The sequence below is a fragment of the Micromonospora sp. CPCC 206060 genome, assembly GCF_036906895.1.
Classification (GTDB): domain Bacteria; phylum Actinomycetota; class Actinomycetes; order Mycobacteriales; family Micromonosporaceae; genus Micromonospora.
This window is the reverse complement of the sequence record NZ_JBAKHU010000006.1, coordinates 131721-156257: the sequence shown is the minus strand read 5'-3', so window position 1 is coordinate 156257 and position 24537 is coordinate 131721. Positions and strand designations below refer to the sequence as shown.

Annotated in this window: 33 protein-coding genes; 26 read left to right on the top strand and 7 right to left on the bottom strand. The window is 71.2% G+C overall.

Annotated features, from left to right (window positions below; translation table 11 throughout):
- Window positions 1-74 precede the first annotated feature (74 nt).
- Window positions 75-893 (top strand): hypothetical protein, encoded by an 819-nt coding sequence (locus V6U90_RS08200; protein ID WP_334432821.1) that lies wholly within the window; start codon window positions 75-77, stop codon window positions 891-893.
- Between the two features lie 118 nt (window positions 894-1011).
- Here the strand turns inward: V6U90_RS08200 and V6U90_RS08195 are convergent, their stop codons facing one another.
- Window positions 1012-1584: a DUF3000 domain-containing protein gene (locus tag V6U90_RS08195; protein ID WP_334432819.1), complete on the bottom strand. Its 573-nt coding sequence runs from the start codon at window positions 1582-1584 to the stop codon at window positions 1012-1014.
- Window positions 1585-1796: 212 nt separating this feature from the next.
- Between V6U90_RS08195 and hemE the strand changes: the two genes are divergently transcribed.
- From hemE to V6U90_RS08170, 5 genes are all read left to right on the top strand, one after another.
- Window positions 1797-2882: a uroporphyrinogen decarboxylase gene (hemE, locus tag V6U90_RS08190; RefSeq protein ID WP_334432817.1), complete on the top strand. Its 1086-nt coding sequence runs from the start codon at window positions 1797-1799 to the stop codon at window positions 2880-2882.
- A gap of 9 nt (window positions 2883-2891) precedes the next feature.
- The gene (hemG, locus tag V6U90_RS08185) at window positions 2892-4301 is read left to right on the top strand and encodes a protoporphyrinogen oxidase (protein WP_334432815.1); all 1410 of its coding nucleotides are present in this window, start codon (window positions 2892-2894) and stop codon (window positions 4299-4301) included.
- Window positions 4298-5020, top strand: coding sequence for a hydrogen peroxide-dependent heme synthase (hemQ, locus tag V6U90_RS08180; RefSeq protein WP_334432812.1), 723 nt, complete (start codon window positions 4298-4300; stop codon window positions 5018-5020). The genes hemG and hemQ overlap by 4 nt, the downstream gene beginning before the upstream one ends.
- A 237-nt stretch (window positions 5021-5257) precedes the next feature.
- On the top strand, window positions 5258-6133 hold the full coding sequence (locus V6U90_RS08175) for a helix-turn-helix domain-containing protein (protein WP_334432809.1): 876 nt from the start codon (window positions 5258-5260) through the stop codon (window positions 6131-6133).
- Window positions 6130-6321, top strand: a complete 192-nt coding sequence (locus tag V6U90_RS08170) for a DUF397 domain-containing protein (RefSeq protein ID WP_334432807.1) — start codon at window positions 6130-6132, stop codon at window positions 6319-6321. The genes V6U90_RS08175 and V6U90_RS08170 overlap by 4 nt, the downstream gene beginning before the upstream one ends.
- 271 nt (window positions 6322-6592) lie before the next feature.
- Here the strand turns inward: V6U90_RS08170 and V6U90_RS08165 are convergent, their stop codons facing one another.
- From V6U90_RS08165 to msrB, 6 genes are all read right to left on the bottom strand, one after another.
- Window positions 6593-7666 carry a lytic polysaccharide monooxygenase auxiliary activity family 9 protein gene (locus V6U90_RS08165; RefSeq protein WP_334432805.1) on the bottom strand — a complete coding sequence of 358 codons (1074 nt, stop codon included), beginning with the start codon at window positions 7664-7666 and terminating at the stop codon, window positions 6593-6595.
- A gap of 212 nt (window positions 7667-7878) precedes the next feature.
- Window positions 7879-8334, bottom strand: a complete 456-nt coding sequence (locus tag V6U90_RS08160) for a GNAT family N-acetyltransferase (RefSeq protein ID WP_334432803.1) — start codon at window positions 8332-8334, stop codon at window positions 7879-7881.
- A 9-nt stretch (window positions 8335-8343) separates the two neighbouring features.
- Window positions 8344-9357 (bottom strand): cytochrome c biogenesis CcdA family protein, encoded by a 1014-nt coding sequence (locus tag V6U90_RS08155; protein WP_334432801.1) that lies wholly within the window; start codon window positions 9355-9357, stop codon window positions 8344-8346.
- A 13-nt stretch (window positions 9358-9370) separates the two neighbouring features.
- Window positions 9371-10015 (bottom strand): TlpA family protein disulfide reductase, encoded by a 645-nt coding sequence (locus tag V6U90_RS08150; RefSeq protein WP_334432798.1) that lies wholly within the window; start codon window positions 10013-10015, stop codon window positions 9371-9373.
- 226 nt (window positions 10016-10241) lie between these two features.
- The gene (locus tag V6U90_RS08145; protein ID WP_334432796.1) at window positions 10242-10502 is read right to left on the bottom strand and encodes a Prokaryotic metallothionein; all 261 of its coding nucleotides are present in this window, start codon (window positions 10500-10502) and stop codon (window positions 10242-10244) included.
- A 207-nt stretch (window positions 10503-10709) separates the two neighbouring features.
- Window positions 10710-11120, bottom strand: coding sequence for a peptide-methionine (R)-S-oxide reductase MsrB (msrB, locus tag V6U90_RS08140; protein WP_334432794.1), 411 nt, complete (start codon window positions 11118-11120; stop codon window positions 10710-10712).
- Between the two features lie 47 nt (window positions 11121-11167).
- Between msrB and ligD the strand changes: the two genes are divergently transcribed.
- From ligD to V6U90_RS08040, 20 genes are all read left to right on the top strand, one after another.
- Window positions 11168-12196: a non-homologous end-joining DNA ligase gene (gene ligD / locus V6U90_RS08135; protein WP_334432792.1), complete on the top strand. Its 1029-nt coding sequence runs from the start codon at window positions 11168-11170 to the stop codon at window positions 12194-12196.
- A 64-nt stretch (window positions 12197-12260) separates the two neighbouring features.
- Entirely contained in the window at window positions 12261-13193 is a 933-nt protein-coding gene (locus V6U90_RS08130) for a tyrosine-type recombinase/integrase (protein WP_334432790.1), read from the top strand.
- Between the two features lie 584 nt (window positions 13194-13777).
- Window positions 13778-14071: a hypothetical protein gene (locus V6U90_RS08125; RefSeq protein ID WP_334432788.1), complete on the top strand. Its 294-nt coding sequence runs from the start codon at window positions 13778-13780 to the stop codon at window positions 14069-14071.
- Window positions 14068-14751, top strand: coding sequence for a BRO-N domain-containing protein (locus V6U90_RS08120; RefSeq protein ID WP_334432786.1), 684 nt, complete (start codon window positions 14068-14070; stop codon window positions 14749-14751). The genes V6U90_RS08125 and V6U90_RS08120 overlap by 4 nt, the downstream gene beginning before the upstream one ends.
- A complete protein-coding gene (locus V6U90_RS08115) occupies window positions 14748-14909 on the top strand; it encodes a hypothetical protein (protein ID WP_334432783.1) in 162 nt (53 codons plus the stop codon). Before V6U90_RS08120 ends, V6U90_RS08115 begins: the two co-directional genes overlap by 4 nt.
- Complete coding sequence (locus tag V6U90_RS08110) at window positions 14906-15232, top strand: hypothetical protein (RefSeq protein ID WP_334432781.1); 327 nt, start codon at window positions 14906-14908, stop codon at window positions 15230-15232. Before V6U90_RS08115 ends, V6U90_RS08110 begins: the two co-directional genes overlap by 4 nt.
- Window positions 15229-16842: an ATP-binding protein gene (locus V6U90_RS08105; RefSeq protein ID WP_334432779.1), complete on the top strand. Its 1614-nt coding sequence runs from the start codon at window positions 15229-15231 to the stop codon at window positions 16840-16842. Before V6U90_RS08110 ends, V6U90_RS08105 begins: the two co-directional genes overlap by 4 nt.
- A complete protein-coding gene (locus V6U90_RS08100) occupies window positions 16839-17039 on the top strand; it encodes a hypothetical protein (RefSeq protein ID WP_334432777.1) in 201 nt (66 codons plus the stop codon). The genes V6U90_RS08105 and V6U90_RS08100 overlap by 4 nt, the downstream gene beginning before the upstream one ends.
- A gap of 70 nt (window positions 17040-17109) precedes the next feature.
- Window positions 17110-17361, top strand: coding sequence for an HNH endonuclease (locus V6U90_RS08095; RefSeq protein ID WP_334432775.1), 252 nt, complete (start codon window positions 17110-17112; stop codon window positions 17359-17361).
- Between the two features lie 118 nt (window positions 17362-17479).
- Window positions 17480-17809, top strand: coding sequence for a terminase small subunit (locus tag V6U90_RS08090; protein ID WP_334432773.1), 330 nt, complete (start codon window positions 17480-17482; stop codon window positions 17807-17809).
- Window positions 17810-17819: 10 nt separating this feature from the next.
- Window positions 17820-19199 carry a terminase gene (locus V6U90_RS08085; protein ID WP_334432771.1) on the top strand — a complete coding sequence of 460 codons (1380 nt, stop codon included), beginning with the start codon at window positions 17820-17822 and terminating at the stop codon, window positions 19197-19199.
- 12 nt (window positions 19200-19211) lie between these two features.
- Window positions 19212-20441 carry a phage portal protein gene (locus V6U90_RS08080; protein ID WP_334432769.1) on the top strand — a complete coding sequence of 410 codons (1230 nt, stop codon included), beginning with the start codon at window positions 19212-19214 and terminating at the stop codon, window positions 20439-20441.
- Window positions 20438-20584, top strand: a complete 147-nt coding sequence (locus V6U90_RS08075; protein ID WP_334432768.1) for a hypothetical protein — start codon at window positions 20438-20440, stop codon at window positions 20582-20584. The genes V6U90_RS08080 and V6U90_RS08075 overlap by 4 nt, the downstream gene beginning before the upstream one ends.
- Entirely contained in the window at window positions 20584-21156 is a 573-nt protein-coding gene (locus V6U90_RS08070) for an HK97 family phage prohead protease (protein ID WP_334432765.1), read from the top strand. Before V6U90_RS08075 ends, V6U90_RS08070 begins: the two co-directional genes overlap by 1 nt.
- Window positions 21157-21332: 176 nt before the next feature.
- Complete coding sequence (locus tag V6U90_RS08065; RefSeq protein ID WP_334432763.1) at window positions 21333-22628, top strand: phage major capsid protein; 1296 nt, start codon at window positions 21333-21335, stop codon at window positions 22626-22628.
- A gap of 13 nt (window positions 22629-22641) precedes the next feature.
- Window positions 22642-23223 carry a hypothetical protein gene (locus V6U90_RS08060; RefSeq protein WP_334432761.1) on the top strand — a complete coding sequence of 194 codons (582 nt, stop codon included), beginning with the start codon at window positions 22642-22644 and terminating at the stop codon, window positions 23221-23223.
- The gene (locus V6U90_RS08055) at window positions 23220-23627 is read left to right on the top strand and encodes a hypothetical protein (RefSeq protein ID WP_334432759.1); all 408 of its coding nucleotides are present in this window, start codon (window positions 23220-23222) and stop codon (window positions 23625-23627) included. The genes V6U90_RS08060 and V6U90_RS08055 overlap by 4 nt, the downstream gene beginning before the upstream one ends.
- Before the next feature lie 4 nt (window positions 23628-23631).
- Window positions 23632-24036 carry a hypothetical protein gene (locus V6U90_RS08050; RefSeq protein ID WP_334432757.1) on the top strand — a complete coding sequence of 135 codons (405 nt, stop codon included), beginning with the start codon at window positions 23632-23634 and terminating at the stop codon, window positions 24034-24036.
- A 14-nt stretch (window positions 24037-24050) separates the two neighbouring features.
- On the top strand, window positions 24051-24374 hold the full coding sequence (locus V6U90_RS08045; RefSeq protein WP_334432755.1) for a hypothetical protein: 324 nt from the start codon (window positions 24051-24053) through the stop codon (window positions 24372-24374).
- Window positions 24334-24534 (top strand): hypothetical protein, encoded by a 201-nt coding sequence (locus tag V6U90_RS08040; RefSeq protein WP_334432753.1) that lies wholly within the window; start codon window positions 24334-24336, stop codon window positions 24532-24534. Before V6U90_RS08045 ends, V6U90_RS08040 begins: the two co-directional genes overlap by 41 nt.
- The last annotated feature ends 3 nt before the right edge of the window (window positions 24535-24537 follow it).

Below are 24537 nucleotides of genomic sequence, written 5' to 3'. Positions count from 1 at the left end.
TTGACCGCGGCCGACGCCGCACCGCGACCCTGTCGGAGAGGTTCCGCAGGGCCACGTCGATGGAGGAACACCGCATGTCCTACCCTCCCACCGGCCCCGACGGCTCACCGTCGTACCCGCAGGGCGGCGCCCCCGGGTACCCGGGCCAGCCCGGCGGTGGCCAGCCCGGCACCCCGGGCACCTACGGGTCCCCCCAGACACCCCCCACCCAGCCGATCTACGGCGCACCGCAGTCCACCCCGCCGAACTACGGGGCGCCGCAGTCGTCCCCGCCGGCGTATGGCACCCCGCAGTCGTCCCCGCCGACCCAGCCGATGTACGGCGCGCCGCAGTCCGCCCCACCCGGCGGGCCGGTGTCCGGGTCGCCCGCCCCGGCGCAGCCCGGGTACCCGGGTGCCTCGATGTCCGGGCCGCCGTTCGGTGAGTCGATGTCCGGTCCGCCCGCCGCTCCCTACGGTGCACCGGCGGCCGGTGGTGCGGGCAAGGGTCGTACCGTGCTGATCCTGGCCATCGTCGCCGGCCTGCTCTTCGTGCTCGGTGGCGTGATGACCGGGCTGTACCTGTCGAAGAACAGCGAGCTGGAGCGGACCGAGCGGCAGCTCACCGCCCAGGTCAAGGAGCGCGACACGACGATCGGCGCGAACACCAAGGAGATCGAGAAGCTCAAGACCGATCTCCAGTCGGCCAAGGACAAGCTGGAGGCCACCCAGCAGGACCTGACCGGTACCAAGAACGACCGGGACGAGCAGGCACGGCAGAAGCAGGTCATCGCCAAGTGCCTGGACAAGCTGACCAGCGCGCTCAGCGCGGCGGCGGCGAACAACCGGACGGCGTACAACGCCGCGATCAAGGACCTGGACAAGGTCTGCGACGAGGCCGAGAAGTACCTCTGACCGGCAGCTCCTCGTCGATCATGGAGTTGTGGTGCCCGGACGGCCCCGTTACGAGGCGTTCGTCACCCACCACAACTCCATGATCGACTTTTTCTGTCCGGCGGACAGGTAGCCGGGGTCAGCCTGTGGTGGCCGGCCGGCGGGCCGGCAGGGCGGTCACCCCGGGTGGGGGCAGACCGGCGGTCGAGGCGAGCAGCGCGTACCAGGCGAGCAGATGCGGGCGCAGGTCGTCACTCAACGGGGTCCAGGACGCCCTGATCTCGATGTCACCGGCGGCCGGTGGGCCGGCCAGATCACCGAACCGGGTCGACATGGTCTGGGTGATGGTCCCGCCGATCGCCCGGTGACCCGCGTCCTGCGCGTCCAGCGCATCGGTCAGCCAGGTCCAGCCCACGCTGGGCAGCAGCGGGTCCGCCGCGAGATCCACCTCCAGGTCGGCGGTCACGTAGGTGACCAGCCGGAAGGTGCCCTGCCACGCCTCGTGACCGGCCGGATCGTGCAGCAGGATGAGTCGCCCGGTGGCGACCTCCTCCTCGTCGCGGAGCACGCTCGCGCTCAGCGCGAAGGCGTACGGGGCGAGCCGGCGGGGTGCCCCCACCTCCTCCAGGCTGATCTCCGTCCGAGGGGTGGCCGACCGCAGCCCCGCCACCGCCCGGGCGAAGGTCTCGGGAATCGCGATCGGGGGGGACATGTGCGCAGCCTAAGCCGCCGCATCGTCCGGTAGCTCGGCGGCGCGCCGGTACGCCGACCAGAGCCGTTAACAACCGGACCTGTTAACAAGGGGCCCTTCCTCTACCGAAAGCGTTAACCGGGGGCCCTTCCTTGCATCCCTTCCTTGCTGCGGGTCACATTCTGTGGCGGTGGTCGTCGGCCGTCGCGATCACCGTGGCACCATGGCGGGCGATGACCACCACCGTTGATTCCCCCTTCGTCCGGGCCTGCCGGCGTGAGTCGGTGCCACACACGCCGGTCTGGTTCATGCGCCAGGCGGGGCGTTCGCTGCCGGAGTACCGGGAGATCCGGGCCGGGGTGCCGATGCTGGAGTCCTGCCGCCGGCCCGACCTGGTCACCGAGATCACCCTCCAGCCGGTCCGCCGGCACGGGGTGGACGCCGCGATCCTGTTCAGCGACATCGTGGTGCCGGTCGCCGCCGCCGGGGTCGACCTGGACATCGTCCCGGGCACCGGGCCGGTGGTGGCCGAGCCGGTCCGGGAACGCGCCGACGTCGAGCGGATCCGCCCGATCAGCCGCGACGACGTGTCCTATGTCGACGAGGCGGTCCGGCTGCTCGTCGCCGAGCTGGGCGGCACCCCGCTGATCGGCTTCGCCGGTGCGCCGTTCACCCTGGCCAGCTACCTGGTCGAGGGTGGCCCGTCGCGGACCCACGCGAAGACCAAGGCGATGATGTACGGCGCGCCCGAGCTGTGGCACGCGCTCTGCGGCCGGCTGGCCGAGATCACCCTCGCCTTCCTGCGGGTGCAGATCGACGCCGGGGTCTCCGCCGTGCAGCTCTTCGACTCGTGGGCCGGGGCGCTCTCCGAGGCCGACTACCGCCGGTACGTGCTGCCGCACTCGACCGTCGTGCTGCGTGGCCTCGCCGACGCCGGGGTACCCCGGATCCACTTCGGGGTGGGCACCGCCGAACTGCTCGGCGCGATGGGCGAGGCCGGCGCGGACGTGGTCGGGGTCGACTGGCGTACCCCGCTGGACGTCGCCGTGGGCAGGGTCGGACCGGGCCGGGCGGTGCAGGGAAACCTGGACCCGTGCGTGCTCTTCGCCCCCTGGGAGGTCGTCGAGGCCGAGGTGCGGCGGGTGCTCGCCGAGGGGCGGGCCGCCCCGGGGCACATCTTCAACCTGGGGCACGGTGTCCTCCCGGAGACCGACCCGGACGTACTGACCCGGGTGGTCGCGCTGGTGCACGAGGTGTCTGCGCGACCGAACGGCGACGGGAGCCGTCGGCAGAACCAGCAGGACAGCAGGGAAGGCTAGGAGCGGACCATGCGACGACCGTGGCGGGTGGCGGTGATCGGCGGCGGGATCACCGGGCTGGCCGCCGCGGTCCGGTTGCGCGACCACGCGCCGGCCGGCACCGAGATCACCGTGTACGAGCAGTCCGGCGCCCTCGGTGGCAAGCTGCGCACCGGTGAGCTGGCCGGTTCGGCGGTGGAGTTCGGCGCCGAGTCGTTCCTGATGCGGGATCCGACCGGCGGGGACTCCGCCGCCGTGGCCCTGGCCCGCCGGCTCGACCTGGCCGGGGCGATCGTGCACCCCACCGTCAGGCAGGCCGCGTTGCTGGTCGACGGGCGGCTGGTGCCGATCCCGGGCGGCACGCTGGTGGGCGTACCCGGGGATCTGTCGACCCTGGCGGCGGTGGCCCGGCTGCCCGAGCACCCGGACCCCGACGAGGGCCGGCCGCTGCTCGGACCGGATGCCGACGTGCCGGTCGGCGCGCTGGTCCGGTCCCGCCTCGGTGACCAGGTCACCGACCGGCTGGTGGACCCGATGCTCGGCGGGGTGTACGCCGGCCGGGCCGATCACCTCTCCCTGGCCACCACGATGCCGGCGCTGGCCCGTGCGGCCCGGGTCGAGCACACCCTGACCGGGGCGGTCCGGGCCGCGCAGGCCGCCGCCCCACGCGCCCCGGGCGCGCCGGTTTTCGGCGCCGTCGACGGCGGGATGAGCCGCCTGGTCGAGGCGGCTGCGGCAGCCAGCCGGGCGGTGATCCGGCGCAACGCGGCGGTCCGCGAGCTGACGCCCACCGCGACCGGTTGGCGGCTGGTGGTCGGCCCCACCCCGGCCGCCGAGACCGTCGAGGCCGACGCGGTGCTGCTGACCGTGCCGGCCCGTCCGGCGGCCCGGCTGCTCGACGGCTTCGCCCCGGAGGTGGCGGCGACGGTCGGCGGGCTGGACTACGCCAGCGTCGCCCTGGTCACCCTGGCCCTGCCCGAACCGGAGCTGCCGCAGCTCTCCGGCTTCCTGGTGCCGGCCACCGAGGGCACCCTGATCAAGGCGGCCACCTTCTTCACCACCAAGTGGGGGCACCTGCGCCGGCCGGACGGGGTCGCCCTGGTGCGCGCCTCGGTCGGCCGGTACGGCGAGGAGACCCTGCTGCACCGCGCGGACGACGAGTTGCTCGACCTCGTGCACCGGGAACTGTCGGCGGTGCTCGGCAGCCCGCTGCCCACCCCGCTCGCCGGGCACGTACAGCGCTGGGGCGGCGCGCTGCCCCAATACACCCCCGGCCATCTGGACCGGGTGGCCGCCGCGCGGGTCGCACTGCGGGCCGCGCATCCGACCCTGGCGCTGGCCGGCGCCGGGTACGACGGGGTCGGCATCCCGGTCTGCGTCCGCTCCGGCGAGACGGGTGCCGAGGAGATCATCAAGGCCCTGGGAGGATCGGGATCATGACGGAACAGAGCAACGCGGCACCGGACCAGACGAACGCCGCCCGGATCCGCGAGCTGAACGAGACCATCCGTTACACCATGTGGTCGGTGTTCCGGGTGACCAACCCGCTGCCCGCCCTGCGCGACAGCATCTCCAACGAGGTGGAGTCGCTCTTCACCGAGCTGGCCGGCACGGACGTCACCGTCCGGGGCACCTACGATGTCTCCGGTCTGCGCGCCGACGCGGACCTGATGGTCTGGTGGCATTCCTCGACCAGCGACGCCCTCCAGGACGCGTACGGCCGGCTGCGGCGGACCGTCCTCGGCCGGCATCTCGCCCCGGTCTGGTCGCAGCTGGCACTGCACCGGCCGGCCGAGTTCAACAAGAGCCACATCCCGGCGTTCCTGGGCGGTGAGGAGGCCCGCGCCTACCTTTGCGTCTACCCGTTCGTCCGCTCCTACGAGTGGTACCTGCTGCCCGACGCGGAGCGCCGGGAACTGCTCGCCGAGCACGGCCGGATGGCCCGGGGCTACCCGGACGTCCGCGCCAACACGGTCGCCTCGTTCGCCCTGGGTGACTACGAGTGGATGCTCGCCTTCGAGGCGGACGAACTGCACCGGATCGTGGACCTGATGCGGGACCTGCGCGGGTCCCGGGCCCGCCGGCACGTCCGCGAGGAGATCCCGTTCTACACCGGCCGGCGCCGCTCCATCGCCGACTTCGTGGCCGCCCTGCCCTAGCGCAGACCGGTAAGGAAGGGCCCCCTGTTATCGCTTTCTGCATAGCAGGGGGCCCTTTTTAACACCCGTATCCGGTTCTCCGGCCCGGCCCCTCCCAGCCGCCCCGCGTGCTGTCTATATTGCGCGCGATGACCCGCTCACCGAACGTGACAACGGCTGTTCATGGCCCGGAATCCGGTCCGGCGTCGCCTCGTGGAACGGATCGGTGGGCCAGCGTGCAACATGGAGGATCGCGCGATGGAACAGTCGGCCTCGACCATGCCCCGCCGGCAACTCGGCCGCTACCTGCAACAGCTCCGCGACGAGGGCAACCTGTCGATCAAGACGGTCAGCGAGGTGCTGGACGGCTCCCGGCAGAAGATCTGGCGGATCGAGCAGGGCGTCGGTCCGGTACGCCCCGCCGACGTGCAACTGCTCTGCGAGGTCTACCAGGCGCCGACCGAGCTGGTCGGCAGGCTGATCGACCTGGCCCGGCAGACCCGGGTCAAGGGCTGGTGGCAGGCGTACGACGACATCATGCCGGACTGGTTCGAGCCGTACGTGATGATGGAAGCCGAGGCCACCACGCTCCGGCACTATGACACGGAGCTGATTCACGGGCTGTTGCAGACGCCGGACTACATGGCCGAGGTGATCCGGACCGGCCGGCCGGAGCTGACCGGGGAGCAGCGGGACCGCCGGATCGAGCTGCGCCTGCGACGGCAACGGCTGCTCAACCGGCGCGGGCCGACCGCACCCCGGGTGGAGTTCGTGCTCAATGAGGCGGTGCTGCGCCGCCCGCTGGCCGACCACCCGGCGATGGTGGCCCAGCTCCGGCACCTGCTGGCGGTGGGCGAGCAGCCGAACGTCAGCCTGCGGGTGCTGCCGCTCTGGGCCGGTCCGCACCCGGCGTCGCTGGCCGGCACCTTCAGCATCCTCGAATTCAGCCAGCCCAAACGGGAGAGCGGCGAGCCGACCGTGGTCTACCAGGAGGGGCCGACCGGTGCGCTCTATCTGGACCGCCCGGTGGAGGTCGCCTGCTACCAGGAAATCTGGGCCGGGCTGGTGGCGGTAACGCTGGACGAGACACAATCCCGGCAGGTGATCGCATCGTTCGCAGGGGAGGCCCGATGATCGACCTGACCGGCGTGACCTGGCACAAGAGCAGCCACAGCGGCGCCGACGGTAGTTGTGTGGAGGTGGCCGGCAACCTGCCCGGCCTGGTCGCGGTGCGGGACAGCAAAGACCCGGCCGGTCCCGCGCTCGTCTTCGACCGGCCGCACTGGGCCGTCTTCGTCACCGCCCTCCGCCAGGCCCGGTAATCCCGGATCCTCAGCCTGGCCTGGTAGTCCCGGATCCTCAGCCTGGCCCGGTAGTCCTGGATGCTCAGCCTGGCCTGGTAGTCCCGGATCCTCAGCCTGGCTCCGGGCGCGGTAGCCGGTCGGGGCCGCACCTGGAGGGGTAGGTGCGGCCCCGACCGGGGCTATCGGGTGGTGCTGCCGGCGCGTCGGTCAGGCTGCCGGTGGCGGTCCCGCCACGTCGTCGACCGGTGCTCCGTCGTCCGGTGCCCCATCCGGTGCCTCATCCGGTGCCTCAGGCGGTGGCGGTGCAGGTGAGTGTCGCCGGTGCGGTGTTGGTGCCGTTCCATGAGGCGAGGAAACCAAAGGTGGTGCTCGTGCCGGCGGCAACGGTGCCGTTGTAGCCGACGTTGCGGGCGGTCACGGTCGCCCCGCTGGAGGTGACCGTGGCGCTCCAGCTCGAACTGATCTGCTGGCCGTTGGGGAAGGTCCAGCTCACCGCCCAACCCCGGATCGGGGCGCTGCCGGCGACGACCTCGACCTCACCCTGGAAACCGCCGCTCCACTGCCCGGTCACCCGGTAGCTGGCCGTGCAGGTGGCCGGCGGTCCGGTGGTCGGGGGCGGGGTCGGCGAGAACGTCGGCGACGGGCTGCTGGTCGGCGTGGGCGACGGCGTGCTGGTCGGGGTCGCGGTCGGGGTGGGCGACGGCACGGTCCCGCCGAAGTTCACGTCGCTGCACAGGTAGTACGACTGGTCCAGGTGGCTGGCCTGCCAGATGGTGTAGACGATGTGCCGGCCGGTACGCCCCGGCGCGTTGGCCGGTACGTCGATCGAGACCCCGCCGGCCGGGTCCGGGTTCCACCCCGAGGCCGGGGTGTTGCCGATGCTGCCGGCCAACTCCAGGTCGTCCCAGCCCAGCGGCTCGGTCAGCGCGTTGAAGCCCTGCTTCGTCACGTACACCCGGATGTAGTCCGCGCCGTGGCTGGCCTGGTCGTAGAGCCGGATGCGGAAGTTGTTGCCCACATTGGCGGTCTTCCATGCGCCGACCGTGTCGAGGGCGTTGTACCGGCCACCCTCGGTCCGGCCGCCGCTGCACAGTTGGCCGTTCGGGATGGCGGCCTCATGGTTGCCGCCCACGTTCTCGCGGAACAGGCCGTTCCAGTTCCACATGGCGTTCGGGTTGGCCTGCCAGGCCTGCCAGCACATCGGATCCTCGGTGGCCATCGCCGGGTTCTGGAAGTCGTCACCCCAGCGGTCCCAGCAGCCGTAGTTGCGGGAGGCCGGATCGACCACCGAACCGTGGGCGGAGGCCGGTTGGGTCAGGACGGTACCGAACAGGAGCATCGCGGCGGTGAGGAGACCCGCCATGATCGGGACTCGGCGGAGGCGGGGGGAAAGGGACATCGAGCCCTCCAGGGAGAGGTCTGACGACGACGTTGCCCGGTCTGCCGGGAGTTGCCCGCTCCCGTGCCGACTGCGTGGCTCCCGCGCGGCTCTGTACCCGCAGAATCCCATCTGGCATAGTCGTTAGTCAATAACTGTCCACATTCCGGTGGCTCAGGGAGGACTGATCCGATCCGTCAGCCGGTGACGGGTTCGCGGCGCATCGGGCGGTGCGGGATGCCATCCTCCAGGTATTCCTCGCCGTCGACGACGAAGCCGTACCGGGCGTAGAAGTCGACCAGGTGCGACTGCGCGTTGAGCACGCAGCGGCGGTGGCCGACCAGGGCGAGTGCCTCGGCCAGCAGCCGGCCCGCGTGCCCGGCACCGCGCGCCGCCGGGGCCACCACCACCCGGCCGATCCGGGCCACCCCGTCCGGGTCGGTCAGGATCCGCAGGTAGGCCACCGGCAGGCCGTCGTGCTCCAGCCAGAGGTGGCGGGTGTCCGGCTCGACGTCCCGGCCGTCCAGCTCCGGGTACGCGCACTCCTGCTCCACCACGAACACGTCGATGCGCAGTCTGAGCAGGTCGTGCAGGGTGCGCACGGCCAGGTCGGAGAAGGCGGCGACGCGGAGTTCGATGAGCGGGGAAGGCATCAGCCGATCCTAGGCCGGGTCGACCTGCCGTCGTTCCCCGGCCACCTCGGCTACCTCGGCCGCGCCGGCCACCTCGGCCGCGCCGGCCACCTCGGCCGCGCCGGCCACCTCGGCCGCGCCGGCCACCTCGGCCACCTCGGCCACCCTGGTGGTTCCGGTGCTCCGGCGGCGGGCAGCGGCACGGCGTACCCCGGTCACGGCGGCGGCGACCGCGAGCAGCGCGCCGAGCACCGCCGTGACCCCCCACGGACCGAGGTCGGCCAGCCACCCGCTGAGCGTGCTCTGCACCCGCCCGGCGGCCCCGATGACCGGGTCGTCCGGGTCGCCACCGGCGAAGACCCGTACCTCGTACCAGCCGTACCAGGCGACGTAGCCGCCGGTCAGCACGAGCAGCGCCCCGGCCACCCGGCTGAGCAGCGGACCGGCCTGCCGGGCCCGGCGGACCAGGGTCTCGCGGGCCAGCGCCACGGCCAGTGCGGCCGCACCGACCACCAGCCCCATACCGAGGGCGTACGCCCCGAACAGTCCCACCCCGGCACCGGGCGACCCGGCCTGGAAGCCGGCCACCACCACCGCCAGGAACGGACCGATCGTGCAGCCCAGCGAGGCGATCGCGTACGCCGCGCCGAACGCCACCATCGACGCGAAGCGCAGCCGGACCTGCGGGCCGGTGGCGATCCTCGGGGCGAACGTGGGTAGCTGCCGGCCGGCGAGCAGCCAACCACCGGCCGCCAGCAGGGTGAGTCCGATCAGGACCGACACCCAGGGCAGCCGGCTGGCGACCGCGTCGGCGACCGGTGCGGCCAGCAGCCCGAACGTGCCGAACACCGCGACGAAGCCGAGGGTCATCGCGCCGGTCAGGGCCAGCGCCCGCAGTACCGGGGTGAACGACCGTCGCCCCGGCTCCGGCTGCTCGCCCAGGACGAGCACCGACAGGTACGCCGGCAGCAGGGCGAAGCCGCACGGGTTGACCGCGGCGAGCAGGCCCGCGCCGAGCGCGAGGGCGTACGGTGCGTCGGGCACGCCGGATCCCCCCTCAGCTCAGTGCGGTGACGCGTCGGCGCAGCTCGGCGGCGGAGAGTGGCCCGGAGTGCACGACCGTACCGGCGGAGTCGAGGAGGACGTACCACTCCTGGCTGGTCACCTCGAAGCGGCGCCACACCGCACCGGCGTCGTCGGCCAGGCTGGGGAACCCGCCGATGCCGTTGTCCGCCACGAAGCGGCGCATCGCCGCATCGCCGCTGTTCAGCCCGGAGACCCCGATCAGGTTCACCCGGTCGGCGTTGGCGCGCTGCACCTCGGCGACGTTGGACGCAGCGGCCCGGCAGCGGGTGTACCAGGCGGCCCAGAACCACAGCACCGCCGGCCGGCCGGCGAGCGTGGCCGCGTCGAACTGCTTCCCGTCGACCGTCCGGCCGGTGAACCGCAGGGTGTGGGGTACCGGCTGCGGTGTGCCGCTGCCGGCCGGTGCCGCAGTACCGGTCACCGGTCCGCTCCCGGTGTCCGGGCGGGCGGTCACCTCGCCACCGCCGGTCACCGCGCCGCCGGCCCGCTCGTTGCCGGTCCCGGTGCCGCGCCCGGAGGCCCGGTCGGCGGCGTCCCCGCAGGCGGTGAGCAGGAGGGTGACGGCGAGTACGCCGGGGGCGAGTCGTCGGGCGAGCGGCAGCAGTCGATCTGGCATGACCGGATGCTAGTGCCTGGCCGGTCCCGGACACCCTTACCGCTTCGTTACGGCCGGCCCGTCGTACCCGGTCGTCAACGTGGGGCGCCGGACCGGCGCTGGCCTGCGCGGAGGCGGGGGAGCCATGGCGAGGTGATCGTCGGTACGACCATGTCGGTGGACGGGTTCGTCACCCGATCGACACGGTGCCGCCGGCCGCCTCTGCCGTGAGCTCGGTTGCGGCGCGTCAGGCGGGGCGGGAGCCGACCGCGTCCCGGATCTGGGCGCCCTGCTCACCCTCGGTAGTGCGGGCGCAGTGGGCGCAGCAGAAGAAGCGCCCGGAGACCTCGACCCCGTGCCCGACGATCTTGCACTGGCAGTGCTCGCAGATCGGGGCCAGCTTCTGGATCGCACACTCGAAGGAGTCGAAGGTGTGCCGGTCGCCGCTGACCGTGTTGATCTCGAACGCCATCCAGTAGTCGTTGCCGCAGACCTCGCACGTGGCCATGATGAAACCCCCCGAATCAGGACAGATGACACCAGCCTGCGGCATCACCGGGTCACTGCACGGCAAAACCGGCGAATCGGTTCCCGCCGCTAACGTTGACCATGGACTTGTGGTGGGCGTAGTGCCACTATTTGCCCGGTTTGCGGGGCACCACAAGTCCATGATCGACAGCGCGAAGGGGTGCGCGGGTCAGCCCCCTCGGGTCGGTCAGCCCTCGCGTGGGTCCAGGCGCAGCGAGACCGAGTTGATGCAGTAGCGGGCGTCCTTGGGGGTGTACCCCTCACCGTCGAACCGGTGCCCCAGGTGGGAGTCGCAGTTGGCGCAGCGCACCTCGGTCCGCACCATGCCGTGCGAGCGGTCCTCGACATAGCGGATCGCGCCGGGCAGCGCCTCGTCGAAACTCGGCCAGCCGCAGTGCGAGTCGAACTTGGTGTCACTGGCGAACAGTTCCGCCCCACAGGCCCGGCAGCGGTACATTCCCGGCATCTTGGTGTCGACGTACTCGCCCGTCCAGGGACGCTCGGTGCCGGCCTCACGCAGCACCCGGAACTCCTCCGGGGAGAGCCGGACCCGCCACTCGTCCTCGGTCTTCGGCAGTTCACTCTTGTCAAGACTCACCCGACAACGGTACGTCGCCTGTCGTACCCGTGGCATATGGTCGCCAGATGGGTGGCACCACGAGGTCCGCCGCCACCGAGGTTGAGGTGGCCGGGCGGACGGTACGGCTGACCAGCCCGGACCGGGTGATCTTTCCGGGTCCGGGCTACACCAAGTCCGACGTGTTCCACTACTACCTCGCCGTCGGCGACGCGATCATGCGGTCGTTACGGGACCGGCCCACCACCCTCCAGCGCTTCCCCGAGGGCGTCGAGGGGGAGATGTTCTTCCAGAAGCGGGTGCCGGCCCGGGGCGTACCGCCCTGGCTGCGGACCGCGGAGATCAGGTTTCCCAGCGGCCGGTCGGCCGACGAGCTGTGCCCGGCCGACCTGGCGCACGTCGCGTGGGCGGCCCAGATGGGCACCATCGTCTTCCACCCCTGGCCGGTCCGGGTCGCCGACGTCGACCGCCCCGACGAGCTGCGCATCGACCTCGACCCGCAGCCCGGCACCGACTTCGCCGACGCGGTCGAGGCGGCCGGCGAGGTCCGCGCGCTCCTGGCCGAGCTGGGCGCCACCGGCTGGCCGAAGACCTCCGGCGGTCGTGGCGTGCACGTCTACCTGCGGATCCAGCCCCGGTGGACGTTCACCGAGGTGCGTCGGGCCACCATCGCGTTCGCCCGGGAGGTCGAGCGGCGCCGCCCCGACCTGGTGACCACCGCCTGGTGGAAGGAGCAGCGGGGCGCGCACGTCTTCATCGACTACAACCAGATGGCCCGCGACCGGACCATCGCCTGCGCGTACTCACTGCGCGCCAACGCCCGGGCCACCGTCTCCACCCCGGTCACCTGGGACGAGCTGCCCGACGTCGACCCGGACGACTTCCACCTGGGCAGCGTGCCGGCCCGTCTCGCCGAACGGGGTGACCCGCACGCCGGCATCGACGACACCCCGTGGGACATCACCCCACTGCTGGAGTGGGCCGACCGGGACGACGCCGGTGGCCAGGGTGACCTGCCGTACCCACCCGACCACCCGAAGATGCCCGGCGAACCGAGGAGAGTCCAACCCTCTCGCGCGAAGCGGTCTACCAGCTAAAACGGCCGTCTGTCGAGCGTGGACAGGGGTAGCATAACGCCGACTCGCCCGATAATCTACTGGCATGTCGTCGCCTGAAATCTCTGACCTGGCAGCGTCCTTCCGCCGTCACCTGCGCGCCGCCGGCAAAGCCGAGCGGACCCAGATCCTCTACGGACAGTCGATCCGGTTCTTCTGCGACTGGCTGACCGCGCAGGGCCGGCCGGCCACCCTGGACCAGCTCAACCGGCACTCCATCTCCGCCTGGCTCGCCGACCTCGCCGAGCGGGTCGACATCGAGACGGTGCGCACCCGGCTACGCGGGATGCGCCGGTTCTGCCGGTGGCTCGTCACCGAGGGGGAGCTCGACAAGGCGCCCACCGAGGGCGTCGAGATGCCGGCCAAGACCGAGAAGCCGGTCCGCGTCCTCAACGATGACGAGCTGGGCCGACTGATCAAGGCGTGCACGGTGCCCCGGGGCCGGGCCGGGACGTTCGACCGGCGCATCTTCGACGGCCGCCGTGACGAGGTCATGGTCCGGCTGCTCGCCGACTGCGGGTTGCGGGTGTCGGAACTGGTCGGGCTCACCCTCGCCGACGGCGTCGACCTGGACCAGGAGTTGGTGTACGTCGTGGGCAAGGGCAACCGCCCCCGGGTGGTGCCGTTCGGTGCCCGCACCGGGCAGGCCATCGACCGATACCTGAGGATCCGGTCGGCGCACCCGTACGCCAAGCGGTCCGACCGACTGTTGCTCGGCGAGCGGGGACCGATGTCCGCAGACGGGGTGCGCTGGCGCCTGGAGGTACTCAGCGAGCAGACCGGCATCACCGACCTGCACCCGCACGCCTTCCGGCACACCTTCGCTCACCGTTGGTTATCGGAGGGTGGGCAGGAGCGGGACCTCATGCAGCTTGCCGGGTGGCGCTCCGACGCGATGCTGTCGGTGTACGCCCGGTCGACGGCCGTAGAACGGGCGCGTGCCTCGCACCGCCGGATGGGGCTCGGAGACCGGCTGTGATCAATCGAACGAGTGTTCTAGGCCCGCGTTGCGCCTCAGGCCCTCGGGCGTTTGTGCCGGTAGACACGGGCAGTAATGCCCGACTGTGGCTTAAATCACATGCGGACATCTGTGTCCGGGTGATCGTTTCTGCCAGGCATGTGCGCTGACCTGCGTCAACCCCTGTCAGTCCCCGTCAGTCCCCGTCAATCCCCGTTGAGCACATGGCGAGGGATGCACTCCTATGCAGTCGTATTCCGTCATTCGGATGACCATGGGGGTCATGCATGTCCGGAACAGCGCTGTAGCCCTGTGACTTCGGCTAGACGAACGCGCGGTGTCCCGCTAACGTCACGTCAGCGGGACACCGTAACCACATGGATGTAGTTCTACCCGACCCGAGTTGCAGCTCGGACGGGATGACGCGAGGTGTTGCAGCACCAGTGCGTCAACGCACACGCTAGCGCTGTGCCGTCAACGTCGCCAGTGGCGACTGTGGGCAACTGTAGGCAACTGCTGGCATCTGCCGGCATTTAGTTATACGCAGCGTAACGTGTGACCGTCCGGTAACTCGGGTCGGGCCAACCTGAAAGGTTGACCCGACCATGGCATCGAGCCACCCCTCCGACGCTGCCCAGATCGCCAAGCTTGCCGCCCACCTGAAGTGGGCCAAGTGCGACGACCGGACCACCGCCACCGCTGCCGCACGTAAGGCGTTCCTCGACCGGTTCGAGAGGGAAGTCGACCCGGACGGCACCCTCGACCCGGCCGACCGCGCCACCCGGGCCGCGCACGCCAAGTCTGCCTACTACGCCCGCCTCGCGCTGAAGTCCGCCCAGGCGCGACGTGCCAAGGCCACCGCCCGCAAGGCCGAGCAGCCCGCTGGCGGTGAGGCATGACCGCCCTCGCTCAGGTGTTCGAGTACGGCACCACGCAGATCCGCATCCTGGTGCGCGATGGAGAGCCCCTCTTCAGCGTTCCGGACGTGTGCCGGGGCCTTGAGCACAGCAACCCGTCGGTGGCGTTGAACCTCGTCGAGGAGGAAGACCGCACCCTCATCGACCTGCGGGAAACGGACAGCCCTAACCTAAACCGGACATCGATCAACCCGATGATGTGGTTCGTGACCGAACCCGGCTTTTACACCCTCGCTCTCGCCAGTCAGGCGCCAGGCGCGAAGGCGTTCCGGCGTTGGATCACCCACGATGTGCTGCCTCAGATCCGCAAGACCGGCACGTACGCCCTGGAGCAGCTCACCCCCGCCGAGATGCTGCTCCGTCAGGCTCAGCAGCTCGTCGACCAGGAGCGCCGTATTCGCGCCGTGTCGTCGGGGCTCGCCGACGTCACCGCCCGGGTCGACGCGATCGAGAACCGTACCGGCTGGTGGATCGCGCTGGCCTTCGCCAAGCGTCAGGGGTTGCCGACCGACCACTCCTACCTGCTGCGGCTGGGCAAGCGGGCTGCATCTATCGCCAGGGCGGCCGGCGTCGAGCCGGTGAAGACCGACTCGGTGGTCTACGGGACCGTCAACAGCCTGCCTGAGTGGGCGTGGGAGCAGGCCGCAGGAGAGATCGCGTGACCGTCCGCATCCGACCGGCCTGGCGCGTCCAGGCGACCGGGTGCCGGCGGTACGGCGGGTGCCTGCCGGGTGCACGGTGCCCGGAACACCGGATCGACGTCGACCCGGAACCGCTCGCCGAGCTGCTCGCCCGGTACGCGCCCCGGCGGACCCCATGACCGCCCCCACCGCAGGCGGCATCCTCGCCGCCACCGACGCCATGCGCAGCGACCAGCAGACGTACACCCGCGAGCAGGTCGCCTACCTCATGCACCTCGCCTACGACTCCGGGCGCACCGCCCGGTACGTCGGCGACCTCGCCGAACTGCACGCCGGGTGGGCCCGGCACCCGATCCAGCGGCCCACCGCCGAGCAGCGGTACGCCGAACGGATGGCGGAGATGACCGCCGCCGCCGGACAGGTCAACGCCGAGCTGGGCCGACCGGCCGGCTACCGATACGACGGTGGCCCCGTCCAGTGGGAACCCGAGGTGAAGGGTTGACCAGCACCGCCCACCACCGCGACCTGGACGCGATCCACGCGGCCAGCGAGCAGCTCGCCGACGCCGGTCACCGCGCTGAAGCAGCCCAGCGGAACCGGCAGGCCAGCACGAGCGGATGCACACCCTCGGACCCGTGCCGGGGCGAGGCGTGCCCGTTCTGCTCCCCGGCCGGCTACCTCGACGCCCGCCAGGGCAGGGGTAGCCGGCCACCGGCCCGGCCGGAAACCGCCCGACCGGAACCGGCCCGGCCGCGCTCCGTACGGCTGTTCGCCGCATCCCGGATCAAACCCAAGCGGGTCCGGTGGCTGTGGGCCGACCGGGTACCCGTCGGTGAGATCACCCTCGTTGCCGGCCGGGAAGGCGCCGGGAAGTCCACCTTCCTCGCCTGGCTGGTCCGGGCCATCACCCGAGGGGAACTACCCGGCGAGTTCTACGGCCAGCCCCGGGCCGTGCTCTACGCCGCCGCCGAAGACTCGTGGGAGTACACCGTCGCGCCCCGGCTCATCGCGGCCGGCGCCAACCTGGACATGGTGTTCCGGGTCGACGTGCACGACGCCGAGCACGGCAACGCCCGGATGACGCTGCCGCTCGACACGGCCGAGGTCATGGCGGCCGGCGCCGAAGTCGACGCGGCCGTGCTGATGCTCGACCCGGGACTGTCGTTCCTCGACGACAAGATCGACACGTACCGGACTCCCGAGGTCCGGCCCGCCCTGGAGGCTCTCCGCCGGCAAGCCGAGCGGTTCGGCCTGTCCGTGGTGATGCTCTGCCACTTCAACAAGGGCCAGGGCACCGACGTCCTGACGAAGATCGCCGGATCCCGGGCCTTCGCGGAGGTCGCCCGGGCCGCGCTCGCCGTGGCCGTCGACGACTCCGACGACGAAGACGACGACCAGGGCCCGGCCAGCGAGAAGACCATCATCCTCAGCCAGGCCAAGAACAACCTGGGCCGGTCCAACCACCCGAACCTGACGTACGTCATCCGGGACACCATCGTCGAGACCGAAGACGGTGACGCCCACGTCGGCCGGCTCCACTGGACCGGCGAAAGCGAACGCACCGCCGAGCAGGCCCTCAACGGCGTCAAGGCGGGGAAGAAGAAGACGCTCGGCGACACCGGGCAGGCCATCGTGAACATGGTCAGCGCGCAGCGGCACCCGTCGACCACCAGTGAGGTGGTCGCGGCCCTACCCGACTTCGCTGATGGCACCGTGAAGAAGGAGCTTCGCCGCCTGGTCGAGCGGGACGTGCTCTACCAACCGACCCGGGGTCACTACGCGATCACCTTCAACTACGCCCGCACCGCCGGGCACCGCGTACCGGCCTCGCAGCCGGCCAGGAACGTTCCTGCCACTTCCGTCGGTGCCACTGCCACTTCCGCCACTTCGGCCAGGACCCATAGAGACGCTGCCACTTCTGCCACTTCTGCCACCTTCCCTGCTCACACACACACTCATATAGATAGAGATAGAGGTAGAGATGCCACCACTGCCACTTTGGAGAGTGGCAAAGTGGCGAAAGTGGCAGTAGTGGCAGGGGACAGCGGCCAAAGTGGCACCCCCGACGACTTCTGGTCGAACGTCACCGAGCCACCCCCGGAGGAGTGGTGACCGAGCAGGAACGCGCCCATTGGGAGGAACGCCTCCAGGCCGCCGTTGCCGAGTCGGTACGCCGACGGAAGGCACGCCGGGACGCACGCGCACAGTTCGACGCCGCACGGGCCCACGGCCTGCAACGGCGCCACGCAGGCAAGCTGGCCAGGAAGAACGACACCGACCGAACCGACCAACTGGAGCGTGACCAGTGACCATCGAGATCGGCGGCAACCTCGCCCTCGTCATCATCATCGTCACCGTGCTGCTCGGCCTACGCCGCCGGTGAGCAGGTCATGGCAGGGCGGCAGCACTCGGGCGTGGCGCAAACTCCGCGCCCGGGTACTGCACCGCGACGGATACCGGTGCCGGATCGAACTGCCCGGCTGCACCACCGTGGCCACGCACGTCCACCACACCCTCGGCAAAGCCGCAGGCGACGACCCGGCGCACCTGCTCGCCGCGTGCGCCCACTGCAACCTGAAGACCGGCCAGCCCACCGCAGATCCCGCGCCGCAGCCAAGAACCCGCTGGTGAGCGCGTTTTTTCCGGCCGACCCCCTCCATGGGGAACACCCGCGTCCTGTCTTTTTCTCCCCGCTGGTGCCGCCGACTGGCGGGCGGGTACGGGTACCCGGTGGGGGTATGATGGTGGGGTGGGAGGTGGTGGGGTGGCCGGGTCGGGTCGACTTCGCTCTGCGGATGCGCTGATCTCTCCGGATGTCGCGGAGACCGTGGCGAAGTTGCCCGACCTGACTCCGGCTGACGCCGCCGCGGTGAAGTTGGCCCGCCGGTACGCCGCCGCCATCGACGAGGCCGACCCGGAGGCCGCCGCCGAGGTGCTCGACAAGCTCGGTCCGAAGCTGCTCGCCGCCCTGGAGGCGCTCGGTGCGACGCCGCGTTCCCGTGCCGCCCGGAAGGGGGGTGCCAGTGGCCCGGGCCGAGGGAAGCTCGCCGCGATCCGAGAGGCTCGTCGGCCGGCGTGAGCCGCGCCTGGTGACGGAGCCGCTGCGCCCGTTGACCCGCCGGACGTCGCGCGGCTATGAGGTCATCGACTTCGCCCGTGAGGTGCTCGGCGAGCCGCTGCTGCCGTGGCAGGAAGAGGCGGTCATCCGGGGCCTGGAGTTGAACCCGGACGGCACGTACCGGTTCCGGGTGGTGCTGATCCTCGTGGCCCGGCAGAACGGCAAGACCCACCTGTCCCGGGTGATCTCCCTGTGGAAGCTGTACGTCGACGGGGTCCGGTTGATCCTCGGTGTGGGTCAGGACGTGTCGCTGGCCCGTGAGGTGTGGACGGCCTGCCAGGAAACGATCGGTGAGGTGCCGGAGCTGGCCGCCGAGCTGGACAAGGTCAGTGCCCGCAACGGTGACGAGTGGTTCCGGCTGATCTCCGGCGCCCGGTACAAGATCTCGGCGGCGAACCGGTCTGCCGGTCGGGGCATGTCGGTGGATCACCTCAACTTCGACGAGATCCGCCAGCAGCGCGCCTGGGATGCCTGGTCGGCGCTGAGTAAGACGACCAACGCCCGGCCGTCGGCGCAGATCTGGTGCATCAGCAACGCCGGTGACAGTGAGTCGGTGGTGCTCAACCACCTGCGTGAGGCGGCGCTGGCCGGCGCGGACCCGTCGATCGGGCTGCTGGAGTGGTCCGGGCCGGACGGGTGCGACCTGGACGACCCGCAGGCGTGGGCGCAGGCCAACCCGGGGTTGGGGCACACGGTCAGCGAGCAGGCGATCCGCTCTGCGCTCGGCACGGATCCGCCGGCGGTGTTCCGTACGGAGGTGCTGTGCCAGCGCGTCGACGCCCTCGACTCGGCGATCGACCTGACCGCGTGGAAGGACTGCCGTGACCCGGTCGGCAACCTGGAGTCGGTGCGGGAGCGGATCGTCGCGGTCGTCGACGTCGCCCCGGACGGCCGGCACGTCGCGTTGACCGCCGCTGCGGTGCTCGCCGACGGCCGGGTACGGGTGGAGGTCGTGGCCGCCTGGCCGTCAACGGACGCGGCCCGGTTCGAGCTGGGTCCGATGCTGGAGCGGGTGAAGGCCGCCGCGGTGGGTTGGTTCCCGTCCGGGCCGGCCGCCGCGCTCGGCCCGATCCTGCGTGGTCTCGGCGCCGTCGAGATCAAGGGCGGCGCGGTGGGCGAGGCGTGCCAATCGTTCGCCGAGCTGGTCGCGTCGCGTCGGATCGTGCACCCCGGTGACCCGCTGCTCGATGCCCATGTGACCGGGGCGCAGAAGCTCCACCAGGGCGACGGGTGGCGGTTCGGTCGTCGCGGTGCCGGCCACTGCAACGCGGTGTACGCCGCCGCCGGGTCGGTGTACCTGGCGTTGACCCTGCCCGTGGAGAAGCCGAAGCCGCGTTCGGCGGTGTTCTGAGATGGAGAGCCCGTGAGGAACCCGATGGCGTGGCTGGGGAAGCTGCTGACCCGGTCGACGCGGTACACGGCGACGGACACGGTGACCGGTGAGTCACAGACGTTCACCGTGGTCGACAACATCGCCCCGGACTGGTCGACGTCGGGCTACCGGGGTGGCATGTCGATCCCGGGCGGGTGGCGTGCCGCTGTGCTGATCTCCGACCTGCTCGGGTCGGTGCCGTGGCACGCCTACCGGCAGTACGGCGGAAAGCCGCTGGAGCTGCTGGAGCCGACGCCGCCGCTGCTGGAGCAGCCGAACCCGCCGGACTCCCGGATGACGACGTTCTCGTCGTGGGCGCTGGACCTGCTGTGGGAGGGCAACGCCTTCGGGGTGATCGCGGCCCGCAACGCGCAGGGCTGGCCGACCGCGGTGGTACCGGTGCCGGCGTCGATGGTGGGGGTACGGCGGATCACCGGGCCGGGCATGTCGTCGCAGATCCCGATCGGTGAGCTGGAGTACGCGGTCGGCACGATGCGCCTGGCCGCGTACGACGTGATCCACATCAAGGGGCCGTGTGAGCCGGGTGCCCTGCGTGGCATGGGCGTTCTCGAGGTGCACCTGTCGACCCTGAACCTGGCCCAGGAGCAGAACCGGCAGGCCCGGGCCCTGTCCCGGCATGGTGTGCCGACGGGTGTCCTGAAGTCAGACAACGTGGAACTCGACGAGGCGGAGGCGAGGAAGCTCAAGGCCCGGTGGATGGAGTCGCAGCGGGAGCGCACCATCGCGGTGCTGAACTCGACGACCTCGTTCGTGCCGCTGTCGTGGAACCCGGAAGAGCTGCAACTGGTGGAGGCCCGCCGGTTCGGCCTGACCGACTTCGAGCTGATCTTCGGCCTGCCGGTGGGGTGGCTCGGCGGCATGAACAGCGCACGCCAGTACTCGAACATCGAGCAGGACGCGGTGAACCTGCTGAAGTTCACCCTGGGTGGGCACCTGGCCCGCTTCGAGCAGACCCTGTCGCTGGTGTTCCCGCGCGGTACGACGGTGAAGGCGAACCTCGACGCGATCCTGCGCGCGGACACCCTGACCCGCTACCAGGCGCACGCGATTGGCCTGGACAAGGGCTTCCTGACCAAGGATGAGGTGCGGGCCCTGGAGAACCGGCCGCCGCTGCCCGAACCCGAGAAGCCGTCGCCGCCGCCGGTCGTCGACGAGCCGAGCACCGACCCGAACCCCGAGGGCGAGGAGCCGCCGCTGTGACCGCCAGGACCAGGACCACGAAGAGCACCACCCGGCCGGCCGAATGCGCCGTGCCCGACTGCAAGACCGAACCGACCCGGCGGGGCCTGTGCGACCCGCACTACGACACCCATCGTGGCCTGGCCACCCCGAAGGAGCAGTGATGTCCCCGCTTCTGCACCGGTCGTTCACCCCCGACCTGGAGGTCCGTTCCGGTGGGGACGGCCGCACCATCTTCGGCATCGCCGTGCCGTGGGAAGCTCCGCAGCGCATCGACGACACCCTCACCGAGCAGTTCGCCCGGGGCGCGTTCAACCACCAGTTGCGGGCGGCGAACCGGGTGCGGGTCGCCCGGGAGCACGTCACCCTCGGTGGCACGCTCATCGGGGCGATGCAGGCGATGCGTGACGACACCGCCGGCCTGTACGTGGAACTGCGGGTCAGCCGTACCCCCGTGGGGGACGAGACGCTGGAGCTGGTGCGCGACGGGGCACTACGGGACCTGTCGATCGGGTTCCGGGAGCGCCAGAACCGGCGCCTGTCCGGCGGCATCCTGGAGCGGGTCACCGCCGACCTGTTCGAGGTGGCCGTGGTCATGGCCGGCGCGTACGGGGATCTGGCCACCGCCGCCGGTGTGCGTTCCGCCGAGCCGACCTGCTCGTGCACGGCCGCCCGCCGGCTGGACGTCGCGGCGCAGGTGCTCGCCGGCCTGCCGGTGCTCCCACCCGCCGCCTGAACCTCACCGGTACCCGGTGGGGGTATGCGCTACAGTGGGTTCAGAACGACACCGGCACCCCGGCTACACCCGGCCGCACCTCCGCCTCTCACCTGACGCGGACACCCGGCCGGCCCGGTAGGGCGGCACCCCGGTCACTCGCAGGAACCGTTTCCTCGTGACCGAAGGACCGAACCGTGAACCCGTACCTGAAGCGACTGCGTGAGCAGTACGAGGGCCTGCGCTCCGGCATCGAGGGGTTGCAGACCCGCGCCGCCGACGAGAACCGCGACCTGACCGAGGATGAACTCCGCTCGGTCCGGGAGCAGGGCGAGCAGGCCAAGACCCTCGCCAAGCAGATCGAAGACCTCACCGACATCGAGACCCGCAACGCGCAGGTCGCCGACATGGCCGGCCGGATCACCGCCGCCACCTCCGGCGAGCAGACCCGCGCGTCCGGCGGTGCGACCACCCGCGACCGGGACCCCGGCCACTACACCCAGGGCGGGGAGTTCTCGTTCTTCGCCGACATGTACCGCAGCAGGGCCATGGACGACGAGGACGCGGCCCGCCGGCTGGTGGAGCACAACCGGGCCCTGACCACCGGCGGTGCCGGTGCCGGCGTGGTGCCGCCGAAGTGGCTGACCGACGAGTACGCGGCGATGGCCCGGCAGGGCCGCGCGCTGGCGAACGCGGTCCGCAACATCCCGCTCGGCGCCGACCCCCGGCCGCTGACCCTGCCGAAGCAGACCACCGGCGCCGACGGGACCAACCCCGCCGAGCAGGCCGCCGAGAACGACGCGACCCCGTCGACCGACAAGTGGGCATCCAACGTTGACACGGTGGTGCCGAAGCCGACCCGGGGCAAGCAGGTCATCGCCCGGCAGATGCTCGACATGTCCAGCCCGGCGATCGACCTGCTGATCTACGGCGACCTGCTCGCCGAGTACAACCGGCAGGTGGAGGCGAAGGTCGGCGCGGCGGTGGTCACCGCGTCCGGTGCCGCCGTCGCAACGTTCGCCACCGAGGCCGCGTTCACCGGCGTCCCACCGGCGGTGCCCGCGCAGGACGCCGTCATCGACGCGGCCGTGGCCGTGTGGAACGCCCGTAAGGCACCCGCCGACGTGCTCGCCATGTCGATCAACCGGTGGGGCAAGTTCAAGAAGCTGCGCGACACCACCGGCCGGCCGCTGATCCCCACCGAGTCGGCCGGGCCGGTGAACGTGGCCGGCGTCGGCGACGTCCGCGCCGCCGGGGTGATCGAGGGCCTGGCCGTCGTGGTCACCGAGAGCACCGCCATCGGCGCCTACCCGGACAACTTCCTCGTGCTCCGCGGCTCGGACACCCTGCTGTTCGAGTCGAACATGATGCGGTTCCGCTACGAGGAGCGCAGCGGGCCGGAGTCGGTGGAGCTGGGCGTGTGGGCGTACACGGCGGTGCTGGTCCGGTACGCCGGGTCGTCGTCGAAGCGCGTCGCGATCACCGCCGCCTGACAGGCAGGCTGACATGGCGTGGACCCCGGCGTACGTGACCACGGAGGAGTTGCAAGCCTTCGTGCACTCCACCGAGGCCGTCGACGAACCGCTGCTGGCCGCTGCCGCCGAGGCTGCCTCACGGGCAGTCGACCAGCAGTGCCGCCGGCAGTTCGGGACGGTCGACACTCCGGTGGAGCGCCGGTACACGGCGCACGACGAGTGCGGCCGGTGGGTGGTGGACATCGACGACCTGATGTCCACCACCGGCCTGGCCGTGACCGTGCCGGCGGGCCCGATCACCTCGTTCGACCTGGAGCCGGTCAACGCCGTCGCCGACGGGCGCCCGTGGACCCGCCTGGCCATCACCAGCGGACCCACCGGCGCACCGAACGAGGTGAGCGTCACCGCCCGGTGGGGCTGGACGGCCGTACCACCGGCGGTGAAACAGGCGACCCTGTTGCAGGCGAACCGGTTCATCCACCGCCGGGACTCGCCGTACGGCATCGCCGGGTCGCCCTCGGACGGGTCGGAGCTGCGGCTGCTGGCCCGGGTCGACCCGGACGTGGCCGTGATGCTCGCCCCGTACACCCGACCCAGGTGGGTGTTCGCGTGAACCTGGAGCAGGTGGCCACCGAGCTGGGCAACGCACTGCGCGCCATCGACGGTCTGTCGGTGCCGCAGTGGGGTGTGCAGCGGGTCCACCCGCCGGCCGCCGTGGTGACCCTGCCGGGCCGGGTCGAGTACGACAAGACGTACGGGCGGGGAGCCGACGAGGTGCCGGAGTGGCAGGTCATCGTGCTGGTCGCCAACCCGACACGGCCGGAGTCCCGCCGGACCATCGCCGGGTACGCGGCCGGGTCCGGCCCGACCTCGGTCAAGCAGGCGATCGAGGCCGGCACCTACACCGCCTGCGATCAGCCACGGGTCACGTCGGCGGAGTTCGACGTGGTCACGTACGTCGACGTGAAGTACCTGGCGGCGATCTTCACGGTCGCCATCACTGGCAAGGGGGCATAGACCGATGGCGTTTCAGCACGGCAGCAAGACGTACGTGTCGGTGGGCGGTGACGACATCTCGCCCTGGACCAACACCAGTGAGCTGACCCGGGGCGCCCAGTCGCACGACCTGACGATGTACGGCGCTAACAGCGAGGTCCACGGCGGCGGGTTGAAGAACGGCAAGTTCACCTGCGGCGGCCGGTACGACACCACCGCCGTCACCGGTACCCGGGCGGTGCTCAACCCGCTGGTGGGCACGACGGTGGAGATCATCCGCCGGCCGGAGGGCACCGGCACCGGCAAGCCCGAGCAGACGTTCGACGGGCTGCTCGTGTCGTACGTGGAGACGAACCCGGTCGCGGACTACGTGGCCTGGTCAGCGGAGTTCACCGTGTCCGGCGACGTCGCCGACACCACCCAGGCGTAAGGGAAGGAACGGGCATGGGGAAGGTCAGCAAGGAGGCGCTGTTCGCTCCGCGTCTGCCGGAAGACGACGTCGAGATCCCGGGTGTGGGCACGGTGCGGGTACGGGGCCTGTCCCGGGCCGAGGTGCTGAAGGTGCAGCGGCTGGGCAAGGCCGAGCGGGACGCGCACATGATCGCGCTCGGCATGGTGGACCCGCCGATGCCGGTGACCGACGTGCAGCGGTGGGCGGAGGCGTCCCCGGCCGGCGAGATGGAGGCCGTTTCCCGTCGGATCGGTGAGCTGTCCGGCGTGCTGGAGGGTGCCCAGAAAAGCGGCCTACGAGACGTTCGAGACGAGTAACGGCCTGGAGTTCGAGTTCTTCCTGGCCGCCGAGCTGGGGATGACGGTGGCCCGGATGCGGGCGGAGATGCCCAACGACGAGTTCGTCCGGTGGGGCGTCTACTACCAGCGCAAGGCGCAGCGCGCCGAGCTGGAGGCGTTGAAGGCCAGGAGGGGGTGACGG